Genomic DNA, 12,661 nt, shown 5'->3' with positions numbered 1-12,661 from the left:
TTATGCCAGTTAGTGTATTAATGATGCGATGTATATGCCACTTCAAATTATCCATATCAGTAGCGATTTAAGGATATAAAATAAAAATGTTCACGCTCCAGTTTAGTATAAGAGCGTGAATATTTTTAATGGCAGTTTGATACGTACAGTTATTGTTTCACGATGATAAAATCACTGCGGCGGTTTAGCTGGTGTTCCTCTTCGGTACATTCCACATCATTGCTGCACTTATTGCGAAGGCGGGATTCACCATAACCATGGACACTCTCGATGCGCTTGGGGTCGATGCCTTTCGCCATGATATAGCTGAAAGTCGATTTCGCCCTGTCGTCAGACAAGCGCATGTTGTAGTCGTCCTTGCCCCTCGAGTCAGTATGCGATTCTATCTTGATGATAATATCAGGGAAGTGTTGCATCACATACACTACCTTGTCCAATTCGGCCGCACCCTGTGGGGTAACGTAGTATTGGTCGAAGTCAAAGTAAATAGGGTTGATATCGATCTTTTCGACGTTATCTTCAATGCGCACGAGCTCTTCGTACCTGGCTAAAACAAAATCTATATTCTTTAGCTCGCCGGTTACTTTACCGGTCTCCACGTCCTTCTCATCATTGGAATATCCCTCGAGCGTAGCTTTAAGATGGAGCTTCAGGCTGCAAGAAGCTGTGAGGCTGTACTTGCCGTCAGGACCGGTAACAGCATTATATTCCGAATCGCCCGAAAGACCACTTACCTGTGCATTTGCCAGTGGCAGGCCATCTTTTTTATTTCGAACAGTCCCGTAAATGGTATAGGTGCAGGGCTTTTGTTTTTCTTTCTTAAAGAAATAAATATCGTCATCGCCCTTACCGCCTTTCCGGTTAGATGACAGGTACCCCGAGGTATTCTTATCATTGATGATGAAAGCAAAATCGTCACCATTGCTGTTTATTGGCGTACCCATATTTAGCGGAACGGAAAACTCCATTTCCTTTCCAATGTTAGTAGAGAGCACATCCAATCCACCAAGGCCGTAGTGCGCATCAGAAGAAAAATATAAAATATCGCCGTGCATGAACGGGAACATTTCGCGCCCGATAGTATTGATATCCGGCCCGGCATTTACAGGTGTGCCAAACGTACCGTCACTGTAGATCTCCACATAATAAATATCAGTTTCTCCTAACCCGCCCGGCATGTCCGACACGAAGAACATATACTTTCCGTCAGCAGTCAGCGCGGGATGCCCCACCGAATACTCCTCACTGCAAAATGGCAGCTTCTCCTGCTTTTCGAGCTTATCGCCTTTTATGGTGCCTTTTACGATCTGTATGTTATTCGTGCCTTTTTCGTCGTCCACCAGCTTGTTGCCTTTCTTTACATTGTTCACGCTGAAGTATACCGTTTTCAGGTCGGGCGAAAAGGTAGCCGCGGCATTGTGGTACGTGGTCTGGCCTTTCTGCAAGAACTTTTTGTCTTTAGAAAAAGCACCTGTGGCGGTATCGCTTTTTGCCTCATATAACACAAGATAAGGCTGGTCGTTCCAGGAATACATCTTTTTACCTACGGTATCACGGCTCGAGGCATACACGACCTTGTCACCATACCATGCCACACCAAAATCGGCTTTGTTGGAATTTACCGCCAGGTTGGTGACATTATATTTTGCGTGGTTGGTAAGCCCATTCTTATAATCGAAGAAATTCGCTTTTTGGTGCATCATCCGGCGTATGCCGTTCATGTCGCCCTTTGCATCCATCCGGCTGAACTGGAGTTCATCGGCCACTTCATATTTCTCTTCGGCACGCAGGGCCAAAAGGTAGCGGTGGAAGTGCCTGTCGGTCATCTTGTCTCCTTGCAGTTCGTAGAGTTTGGAGTACCACCGCAGCGCACTGCCCATGTTGTTGATGTAATAATAGGAGTCGGCAGCTTTGGCAACTACCTCGGGTTTCGGTTTTTTGGCATCTGCCAAATATCCTTCATATAATTTTGCGGCTTCGGTATATTCGAAGGCAGCATATTTGCGGTCGGCTTTCAGTAGCTTTTGCGCAAAGCCCTGTGTCATGCAAAAAAGGAAAGCCAGTAAGAATAGTGTTCTTTTCATGATCTGCATTATTAGAAAAACCGTGGCGACTTGATGCGCGAACCATTCGGAACGAGCTGGAACCTGAGGATTATCTCATGCGAGCCGTTGTTATACTTGTTCAGTTCGGTAACGGAGTAGTCATAGGAATACCCCGCGAAGATGCTCTTTGTGATCTGGAAACCGGCCAGTGCGCTCACCGAGTCGTCCCAGCGATAGGAGGCACCCAGCGTCACGACATTTTGAATAAGGAAATTCGCAGAGGCATCAACGATGAGCGGCGAACCCGACACGATCTTGCCCAGCACGGCCGGCTTGAATTTCAGGTCTTCTGTAAGGTCGAACACATAGCCGCCCATCACGTAATAATGCAATCGGTCCTGTACTGTGGCCTCCTGTATGTCATTATAATAATCCGATCTCAGGAAATTCGGCACCGAAACACCCGCGTACCATTTCTCGTCGTATACATAGATCCCCGATCCTGTGGTAGGGTTTATCTTATTATTGATGTTTGTATTAAGGAGCGGGTCCCCCTCCTGGTAGTACCGCCCTTTGGACCAGTCGATGTTCAGCATCCTGGCACCGGCACGAAGTCCGAAAGCAAGTTTGGTATCCACGCCCAGCGGCACGGTATAGGAGAAATTACCGTTGACAAAAGTCTCGTTGGATGGCCCCAGCCTGTCGTTGACCACGCTCAGCCCCAGCCCGACGTTATCCGCCAGCATGGGTGCGTGAATGGTAAACGCCTGTGTTTGTGGCGCGCCGTCTATACCTACCCACTGCGTGCGGTGCTGCAAGGTAGCTTCGAGATTGCCGGTCGAGCCCGTATAGCCGGGATTCACGGTGAGGGTATTGTACATGTACTGCGTATACTGCGGATCTTGCTGGGCCTGCAGCTGCATTATATTAAATATAAGGAGTACCGGCAGCCATCGCGCCAGCTTCGTTATCAGGTGGTTGGAGTTTGTTGGTTGGTACACTTTTTCTTAGCAATTAAAAACTGTAGCTGTAAAAATAGTGTTTTCAGGGATATGTGGGAAAATATTGAGGGTAAAGTTGTAAAGGGAACGCGGATGACGCGGATCGGGCGGATTTACACTGATTTTTCTTTGAAGGGTTTGTAACACACGTAGCACGTTTGAGTCCTTGCGAGGAGGCACGACGAAGCAATCTTTTACCTGAAATATTTAAATAGTTGGCGTAAGAGCGTGACGCTCGCACCAGCGCGAGGGATTGTAACAGATTACTTTCTCATTCAGATTATCAGCTCAACGTTAGTAGGGGGTATATACTTTTCAATTTATCTCCCTTCACGATTATTTCTACGGGAATACCACAACTAGTTGTTGAAGAATATTTGTATTCCCCAATTTTAATTTTATTGTTTAAAGTAAATTCACACTCCGTAAAATATTTTTGAAAATCCCATGATAATGGAAATAGAGTAGTTTCTTTTTCTTTAATTATCCATTGACCCGTGTTTTGATTTCGTATAGATATCTTAGCCTCAACAACACCTTTACAATCAACTTTTAATGTTTCGATTATTCTAATATTATTTGGTAAGTAAAAATGACCTCCTTGACTTTTTGAAGCTTTAACGCCACCTTTGGTGCCGTGTTCAAATAAATCAATAAAATCAAAATCGTACTCTTTACCTTTTGGAATTTTAATTATGTACTCCGAATTAATGAAACTGTCAGGCTTAATGATTTTGATATATTGTTTTACATCATTTCTTTTAAGTTCATTTATCAAACGGGAATGCTTCTTTAAAATATCTAAATTCAGAAATGGGCCTTCGAAATTTTCGGAATCGGCAATTACGACTGGTTCTGAAGTTTTTCTTGTTATTATACCATAAATTGGCTTTGGTGATAAATTATTTTTTACATACCTATTCTTAATAACGTAGTAGCATACTGGCATAATTTTTTGAGATGTTATTTTGTCCTAATATCTTAGCTTAAATTATAAGCTTTTTAAGATTTTATATTGGATATCTATGTTTGTAGCTTTAATAATTTCTACTCGTAAAGATTTAAACCCCGATAATATTACTTTCAGACAAATCATACTGTAAATCTTGTGTAAAAGCTGGTCTAGCCATGTCGTTTTTATATTCTCTATACATAAATTATGCTACTCCCGACTTTTCCATTATATACAAACTCTTGCTTGAGATACTCGTCACTAACATTGAGATAATTTGTCTTTTCAAATTGTATTGGCTCTTTGAAATTCATTACAGATTTGGAATAACCATTTTGATAGTACATTTTTGCTTCTCCATTACTTTTTGCTATTGCCACGCCTATCTGACACGACATAGCTGGACAAACATATATGTAATAATCCTTACTATCAAAAAATTTTACCAAGGTTTCTCCCTGTTTCAATTCGCCATCGAAATAATATTTATCTGATTTTGCTCCTTTAATAATTCTAATTGCATCAAAATATGATCCATAAACGGTTTCTGCCATATTTTCACCAATTTCGGCTATATATTCTATATTTATTTTATTACCTACATTTTCGACAGAAATCGGTTTTAACAAGGATGTTTTTATAGCTGATGATCCACAAGACAACAGTAAAATTGATATAACAAAAATCGTAATAGTTTTTTTCATTTTTAGATAGTTAAATTTATTGTTTTACATTTAGCAAATTAGTTAATATTGCTAATATATTCTAAGTAAAAAATTATATAGAAGAATAACTCCCCAAATATACCCAATTTCCCCAAAACTATGTTTTCCAAAATATAAACCCTATTTTTGCACGGTTTTATAAAAAGCATACCCATGAACTTTACAGAGGAAATTGAAAGAAGGCGCACCTTCGGCATTATATCCCACCCCGATGCGGGTAAGACCACGCTAACCGAAAAGCTGCTCCTTTTTGGGGGCGCGATACAGGAAGCCGGCGCCGTAAAGAGCAACAAGATCAAGAAGGGCGCAACGTCCGACTTCATGGAGATCGAGCGCCAAAGGGGAATCTCGGTGGCGACATCGGTGCTTGCTTTCAATTACAAGGACAAAAAGATCAACATCCTCGATACGCCCGGCCACAAGGACTTTGCCGAGGATACCTTCCGAACCCTTACCGCGGTAGACAGCGTTATCGTAGTGATCGACGTGGCAAAAGGTGTCGAGGAACAAACCGAAAAACTCGTACAGGTGTGCCGTATGCGCAACATCCCGATGCTGGTTTTCATTAATAAGCTCGACCGTGAGGGTAAAGATGCTTTCGACCTTATGGACGAGGTGGAGCAAAAGCTCGGCCTTACTGTTACCCCGCTCAGCTTCCCCATCGGCATGGGCTACGATTTCCAGGGCATCTACAACATCTGGGAAAAGAACATCAACCTCTTTAGCGGCGACAGCCGTAAGAACATTGAGGAAACTATAGCATTTTCGGATGTCAGCAACCCGGAGCTCGACAATATTATCGGCGCCAAGCCGGCAAAGCAGCTGCGCGAGGAGTTGGAATTGATCGACGAAGTGTACCCGGCATTTGACCGCCAGGCCTACCTTGATGGCAAACTGCAACCGGTATTCTTCGGTTCGGCCTTAAACAACTTTGGGGTGCGCGAACTGTTGGACTGCTTCATCGAGATCGCGCCTTCGCCAAGGCCAAAGGACAGCGACTCCCGGACTGTTGACCCGTATGAGGATAAGTTTGCGGGCTTCGTATTCAAGATACACGCCAACATGGACCCGAAGCACCGCGACCGCATCGCGTTCGTGAAGATCGTGTCGGGCAAGTTCGAGCGCAACAAGCCGTACCTGCACGTACGCCATAATAAGAACCTTAAATTCTCCAGCCCCAATGCGTTCTTCGCAGAGAAGAAAGAGATCGTGGATGTTTCGTACCCCGGCGATATCGTCGGCCTGCACGATACGGGCAACTTCAAGATCGGCGATACCTTGACCGAGGGCGAGAATATGAGCTTTAAGGGAATCCCGAGCTTCTCACCGGAGCATTTCCGTTACATAAACAATGCCGACCCGATGAAGGCCAAGCAGCTCGAAAAAGGTGTCGACCAGCTGATGGACGAAGGTGTGGCACAGCTCTTTACTCTAGAAATGAACGGCCGTAAGGTGATAGGTACTGTGGGCGCGCTTCAGTACGAAGTGATACAGTACCGCCTGGAGCATGAATATGGTGCGAAATGTTCGTATGAAAATTTCCCCGCCTACAAAGCCTGCTGGGTGAAGCCGGACGACCCTAAGAACGAAGAGTTCGCCGAATTCAAGCGTATCAAGCAAAAGTTTTTGGCAAAAGATAAATTCGGGCAACTGGTATTCCTTGCCGATTCTGAATTCTCCGTCCAAATGACGCAATCCAAATACCCGAGCGTTAAGCTGTTCTTCACTTCGGAATTTGATTAACAACAAAAAGCCCAAAGGTTCCGCACCTTTGGGCTTTTTATCTTTAATGGGTTACACTAATAAAAGGAGTCGTCCGTTTCATGTCCGGGGCCGGCAAGTAGCAGGCTGATGGCAGCAAGGAAAGTAAAGATATTCTTCATAGCGGATCGGATTATAGGGCGGATACTTTTTTCGTACATATAAATATAGACAATAAAATTGAATAATACCCTATAATTGAAAATATATCCTTGTTTAATGTTCGTGAATTGTTACTTTTGTTGGTCGCAAAAAGTGGGTATACTTTTTGGGCTGACGATGCGTTTACTAACGGTACTATATTATAAATTGCAGTTATAATGAAATTAAAACATGTTCTTACAGGCCTGTTGCTTACGGCTGTGGCTGTTACGGGGTGCAAATCTTCAAAAGGAACTTCGGGTGATAATAAAAAAGAAGTCCTTTTCACCATCAATGATAAGCCTTATTATACGGACGAATTCATAAGGGTTTACAACAAAAACCTCGACCTTGTAAAAGACGATTCCCAAAAAGACCTTGACAATTACCTGGACCTGTTCATTGGCTACAAACTAAAAGTGAACAAAGCCAACAAACTGGGGCTGCAGGACGGAAAAAAATACCAGGGTGAACTAAAAAGCTATCGCACACAGCTCTCTAAAAATTACCTTACCGACAGCAAAGTGACCAAGGCGCTTATTGATGAGGCCTTCCAGCGCTCACGAAAAGAGATAAATGCATCGCACATACTTTTCCTTGCTGACGAGAATGCATCGCCTGCCGATACGCTAAAAGCATATAATAAGGCAATGGACGTTCGTAAAAAGATCATGGCAGGAGAGGACTTTGGCAAGCTGGCAGTGCAGTATTCCGAAGATCCTTCTGCAAAGGAAAATAACGGCAACCTGGGCTATTTTAGCGTTTTCAGGATGGTGTACCCGTTTGAGTCGGGCGCTTATAATACCCCAAAAGGACAAGTGTCGCAGCCGGTAAGGACCCGTTTTGGCTACCACCTTATCAAGGTAAATGAGGTAAGGGATAACAGGGGTGACATTACGGTCGCGCATATCATGATCATGAAGCCGAAGAAGGATAACCCTGAAGAGGCAGCAAAGGCAAAGACCACGATCAACGAAATTTACCAAAAATTACAGCAGGGAGAGGACTTTGCCGCACTGGCAAAGCAATTCTCGCAGGATAAGTCGACCGCGGCAGGCGGCGGGCAGCTCAACAGGTTCAGCTCAGGCGAATTGAGCTCTACGGTCTTTGAAGACAATGCTTTCGGCCTAAAGAAAGCGGGTGAGCTTTCACAGCCGTTCGAGAGCGCTTTTGGCTGGCACATAGTGAAGCTAATCGAGAAACACCCAATGAAGACACTGGAAGAAGTACAGCCTGATTTTGAGAACAGGATACGCAGGGATGACCGCTCTAAGCTTATTACAGAATCGCTTACCAAAAAGCTTAAGAAAAAATACACTGTTAAAAAAGATAATGCCGGATATGAATTCGCAGTAAAAGCGATAACCGACAGTATTTATACAGGAGGATGGAAACTTCCTGCGAACCTTGAGACTTATAAGGCAAAAACCGTATTGGTCATCAATAATGACAGGAAAGTGGATGCTAGAACATTCCTGGAATATATATCAGGCCAACTAAGGGAAGTTCCTACGGTTAAGCCTGTTTCAAGGCTTGCTGATGTGATGTTCGATGCCTTTACTGATGATCAGCTGAACGTTTATTATAACGACAACCTTGAGAAGGAGTTCCCGGAGTTTGCCATTGTAATGGAAGAGTACCGCGATGGGTTGCTGCTTTTTGACCTTATGGAAAAAGAAATTTGGGAGAAAGCAAAGAACGATACCATAGGCCTGCAGAAATTCTATGATATGAACAAGGCTAACTATCAGTGGAAAGACAGGGTGGAAGCTGATGTATATTCTTCGACAGACGAGAAGATGCTAAAGCAGGCAAAAGACTTTTTGGTGCAGGGCAAGGATGCTGCCTTTATAAAGGAGAAGCTGAATGTGGATAAGAAGGTGAATATCATTGAGAAGTCGGGTACTTTTGAGCAGGGCAGTGATGCATTGCCAAAACAGGCGGCTTGGAAAACGGGCATCTCTGACATTATCCATGAAGGTAACTATTACTATGTGGTAAAGATAAGCAAGGTGCTGCCGGCCGGGGCAAAAACACTTGATGAGGCCAAAGGACGTGTGATCAATGATTATCAGCAGTACCTGGAGGCCAATTGGGTAAGTGAGCTTAAAAAGGAATTCGCCATTAAGGTGAACCAGGATACGTTTGAAAAAGTAAAGAAAGAGGTTAACCAAAAATGATAAAACAGGGCCTGCTGTCATTAGTAGCGCTTGCTGCCCTTTCCTGCAGTGACGGGGGTGCAGGACAAAAGCCGCAGGCAGTGGCAAGGGTAGGTGATGCTTATTTGTACAAGGACGACCTGAAGGGTATCGTACCTCCGGGTACTTCCAAAGAAGACAGCATTGCCATCGTAAAAAGCTATATTGACCGCTGGGCTTCGCAAAAGCTGCTGTACAGCGGCGCGCAGGTAAACCTTAGCAAGGAAAAGCAGTCGGAATATGATGAGCTGGTCCGGCAGTATAAAGTAGACCTTTACACTAAGGCCTATATTGAGGATTTGGTAAAAAGCAACGTTGATACAGTGGTGACACAGGACGAAGTCGTGAAATATTATAATGCCAACAAGGACAATTTCAGGACAACGGGAACATTGGTAAGGCTCAGGTATATACGAATGGATAAGGAGCACCCGAAGTTTGCTGTTGTAAGAAGTAAATTTGGCAGTGGCAATAAAAAAGACCTGAAAGCGTTAAATGACATGGCGATACAATTTAAAAGCTATGCCTTTAATGATACTACCTGGGTAGAGATGAACCAGGTATACAGCAAGCTGCCGTTCATTACTCCTGATAACAGGGACAAGTACATCAGCAGCGGGGTCAGCTACCAATATCCGGATTCTACGGATGTATATTTGGTAAAAGTATCGCGGGTAATAGACAAGAACCAGGTAGCGCCTTTTGAATATATAAGGCCTACGCTGGAGCAATTGATAATAAATAACAGGAAGCTGGAGTTAATAAAAAAGTTCGAAAAAGATATAACGGATGATGCGATCAAAGACAAGAAGTATGAGGTTTATAAGTAACAGGCTGGCACTGTTCATTGTTTTTGCGATCATGGGGATAACAGCCCAGGCGCAGGAAATAATACCGGAACAGCCAAAGGATACCATAAAGCCGTCGATCCCGAAAGGGAGGAGTAAGGTAGATGGTGTAGTGGCAGTAGTGGGTGATTTTGTAGTGTTGGAGTCGGATATAGACCTTATGTACCGCGAGATGCAGGCACAGAACATGCCGGTTAAAGACATTCCGCGCGGCGAACTGCTGGGCAAACTTATGGAGGATAAACTGTACGCGCACCATGCGATCCAGGATAGTATCATTGTGACCGATGCTGAGGTGAATGAGACGATGAACAAACAGATCGACTTTTTTGTGGAGCAGATAGGTTCGGAAGATAAAATGGTTAAATATTTCAAGAAGAAGAATATTGAGACCTTTAAGGCAGAGCTTACAGAACTGATAAAGAACCAGAAGCTTACTGAGCAGATGCAGAAAAAAATAATGGAGGACGTAGAGATCACACCTGAAGAAGTAAGGCAGTATTTCGCACAGTTTAAGAAAGAAGACCTTCCTGTATTTGGTGCCGAGATGGAAGTAGCGCAAATCGTAGTAAAGCCCGAAGTCTCTCAAGCTGAAAAGCAGATCGTCATAGACCGGCTAAAGCAGATAAAAAAAGAAGTGTTGGACGGCTCAAGTTTTTACAGTAAGGCAGTTTTGTATTCAGAAGATAAAGCGTCAGTACCAAGTGGCGGTTTTATCAAAGTGAATCGGAAGTCGCCATTGGTAAAGGAATTTAAAGACGCGGCCTTTAGTACGGATGAAGGTCAGATATCAGAACCATTTGAGACAGAATATGGTTTTCATATCATATATGTGGAAAAGATACGCGGTCAGGACCTTGATGTGAGGCATATATTGATGTCGCCAAAAGTTACACAGGAATCTGTAAAGAAGGCAAAAGAAAAGATAGAGAAAATAAGGGAACGCATTGTGAGCGGCGCCATTACGTTTGCTGATGCCGCACGTTCGGAGTCAGAAGATAAAGAAACACGCAACAGTGGTGGGCTCCTGATGAACCCAAGGACACTGGAGACCCGCTTTGAGCTGACCAAACTGCCACCGGAGATCTATGGTGACGTGGAAAGCCTGAAGGATGGCGAGGTATCGCAGCCCATATTAGTAGAAGGGCAGCGTGGCGAAAAAACATATAAGCTGTATACCGTAGCGAACAGGTATGACCAGCACACAGCTGACTACGCGAAAGATTATACAAGGATCAAAGAGCTTGCCCTGAGGGAGAAGCAAAAGAAAGCGATCGCGAAATGGAGCGACCAGAAAATAAAAGATACCTATATCAAAATAAGCCCCGAGTACCAGAATTTTCCGTTTGTGAACAATTGGATAAAAAAATAAGGTTATTATCGGGTAGGTATAGGTGAACTCTCAAAATATTTATTAAGTTTGAAGCTAAGGAAACCCCTTAGCTTTAATTTATCCAATAAAACACTATGTCAGACGTAGCAGCTATTCAAAATCTGGTCGCAAGGCAAAAAGAACTTAAGCAGGAGATCTCGAAAATAATAGTAGGGCAGGAGGAAGTGGTAGGCCAGATCGTGCTGAGCATCTTTGCAGGGGGGCATGCCCTTTTGGTGGGTGTTCCCGGATTAGCAAAAACACTTATGGTAAACACCATCTCACAGGCACTGGGACTTGACTTTAAGCGTATCCAGTTCACCCCGGACCTTATGCCGAGTGATATCCTGGGAAGCGAGATACTTGATGAGAACAGGCAGTTCAAATTCATAAAGGGCCCCATATTCTCAAACATCATCCTTGCTGACGAGATCAACCGTACGCCGCCAAAAACACAGGCCGCCCTGCTGGAGGCAATGCAGGAAAAGGCTGTGACCATTGCCGGCCATCACCACAAACTATCACTCCCGTACTTTGTCCTTGCTACCCAAAACCCGATCGAGCAGGAGGGAACCTATCCTTTACCCGAAGCACAGCTGGACCGTTTTATGTTCGCTATCAAGCTGGATTATCCCACTTTTGCAGAGGAGGTGCAGGTGGTAAAGAGCACGACCGGCGACCGCAGCGAGACCATCAGACCGTTGTTCACTGCGCAGGAAATAACCGATTTTCAGCACCTGATAAGGAGGATACCGGTGGCTGATAACGTCATTGAGTATGCGGTAACACTGGTTGGCAAAACCAGGCCGGGCAATCCTCTGGCTACAGACTATGTAAATAATTACCTCGATTGGGGAGCCGGCCCGAGGGCGTCCCAAAACCTGATACTTGCTGCCAAGACCCATGCTGCGCTTAATGGAAAGTTCTCTCCCGACATTGAGGACGTCCAGGCGGTGGCTACGGGTATACTAAGGCACAGGATCATTAAAAACTACAAGGCTGATGCAGAGGGTATCACCGAGGAGATGATCATCAAAAAACTTTTTTAGCATTTCCTTACCATTTGACGGCGAGTTAATTCGTTAACTTTAGAGTAAGGATTTTTCATTGTTTGTTATGGTACAGTTGTTGTATTGTTAATAATAAGTGGAAAAAATTATGTGCTGTGCAATAAAAGTTTTAAATGATTAGTTATATATTTATCACGCAACTAAAAAACATTATGAAAAAGATACTAAAATTCATCCCCGAGATCTATTTTATGGGTTTAGGGATTTTCTGGGCTGCTGAAAATTATTTTATCGGCGGCGTTATCAACTACATCGCGCTACTGTTGGTTTGGCTTTTGTTCCTCCAGTTGTTTTACAAAAACCGTATCCTCGGCATTACTTACGGTGCGGTACTCGGGCTTATTTCGGCCTACATGATACTGGCTACTAACTCAGAAGTCGCCCAATTTGGTGAGCTTTCTGCAGAGGCACTAAAGATGCAATTCGTGGGATGGGCGATCTTCGGTTCCGGTTTGCTAATGGCAGGTATGATGGTGTACCGTTTTGCAACTGAAAAGGAGAATTATGACGAAGAAAGCGTACTTACAGTAACGTACTAGATCTTAAAA

Annotated in this window: 10 protein-coding genes; 6 read left to right on the top strand and 4 right to left on the bottom strand. The window is 44.0% G+C overall.

The window, feature by feature from the left end; genetic code table 11:
- Positions 1-149: 149 nt before the first annotated feature.
- From ACT6R0_RS14495 to ACT6R0_RS14480, 4 genes are all read right to left on the bottom strand, one after another.
- Complete coding sequence (locus ACT6R0_RS14495; RefSeq protein ID WP_444654074.1) at positions 150-2,084, bottom strand: OmpA family protein; 1,935 nt, start codon at positions 2,082-2,084, stop codon at positions 150-152.
- An 11-nt stretch (positions 2,085-2,095) separates the two neighbouring features.
- Entirely contained in the window at positions 2,096-3,046 is a 951-nt protein-coding gene (locus tag ACT6R0_RS14490; RefSeq protein ID WP_444654075.1) for a PorP/SprF family type IX secretion system membrane protein, read from the bottom strand.
- A 283-nt stretch (positions 3,047-3,329) separates the two neighbouring features.
- Positions 3,330-3,995, bottom strand: coding sequence for an EndoU domain-containing protein (locus ACT6R0_RS14485; protein ID WP_444654076.1), 666 nt, complete (start codon positions 3,993-3,995; stop codon positions 3,330-3,332).
- Between the two features lie 197 nt (positions 3,996-4,192).
- The gene (locus tag ACT6R0_RS14480) at positions 4,193-4,702 is read right to left on the bottom strand and encodes a hypothetical protein (protein ID WP_444654077.1); all 510 of its coding nucleotides are present in this window, start codon (positions 4,700-4,702) and stop codon (positions 4,193-4,195) included.
- A gap of 174 nt (positions 4,703-4,876) precedes the next feature.
- Here ACT6R0_RS14480 and ACT6R0_RS14475 point away from each other — a divergent pair, with 174 nt between their 5' ends.
- The 6 genes from ACT6R0_RS14475 to ACT6R0_RS14450 all read left to right on the top strand — a co-directional run bounded on the left by ACT6R0_RS14475 (position 4,877) and on the right by ACT6R0_RS14450 (position 12,652).
- The gene (locus ACT6R0_RS14475; RefSeq protein WP_444654078.1) at positions 4,877-6,466 is read left to right on the top strand and encodes a peptide chain release factor 3; all 1,590 of its coding nucleotides are present in this window, start codon (positions 4,877-4,879) and stop codon (positions 6,464-6,466) included.
- A gap of 338 nt (positions 6,467-6,804) precedes the next feature.
- Positions 6,805-8,805 (top strand): peptidylprolyl isomerase, encoded by a 2,001-nt coding sequence (locus tag ACT6R0_RS14470; protein ID WP_444654079.1) that lies wholly within the window; start codon positions 6,805-6,807, stop codon positions 8,803-8,805.
- Positions 8,802-9,653: a hypothetical protein gene (locus ACT6R0_RS14465; protein ID WP_444654080.1), complete on the top strand. Its 852-nt coding sequence runs from the start codon at positions 8,802-8,804 to the stop codon at positions 9,651-9,653. The genes ACT6R0_RS14470 and ACT6R0_RS14465 overlap by 4 nt, the downstream gene beginning before the upstream one ends.
- Positions 9,637-11,043: a peptidylprolyl isomerase gene (locus ACT6R0_RS14460; protein ID WP_444654081.1), complete on the top strand. Its 1,407-nt coding sequence runs from the start codon at positions 9,637-9,639 to the stop codon at positions 11,041-11,043. The genes ACT6R0_RS14465 and ACT6R0_RS14460 overlap by 17 nt, the downstream gene beginning before the upstream one ends.
- Positions 11,044-11,138: 95 nt before the next feature.
- Positions 11,139-12,092, top strand: a complete 954-nt coding sequence (locus tag ACT6R0_RS14455; protein ID WP_444654082.1) for an AAA family ATPase — start codon at positions 11,139-11,141, stop codon at positions 12,090-12,092.
- Between the two features lie 173 nt (positions 12,093-12,265).
- Complete coding sequence (locus tag ACT6R0_RS14450) at positions 12,266-12,652, top strand: hypothetical protein (protein WP_444654083.1); 387 nt, start codon at positions 12,266-12,268, stop codon at positions 12,650-12,652.
- Positions 12,653-12,661: the final 9 nt, after the last annotated feature.

The sequence above is a fragment of the Flavobacterium sp. genome (assembly GCF_052437795.1).
In the GTDB taxonomy this organism is placed as follows: Bacteria; Bacteroidota; Bacteroidia; order Flavobacteriales; family Flavobacteriaceae; genus Flavobacterium.
This window is presented reverse-complemented; position numbering and strand designations above follow the sequence as displayed.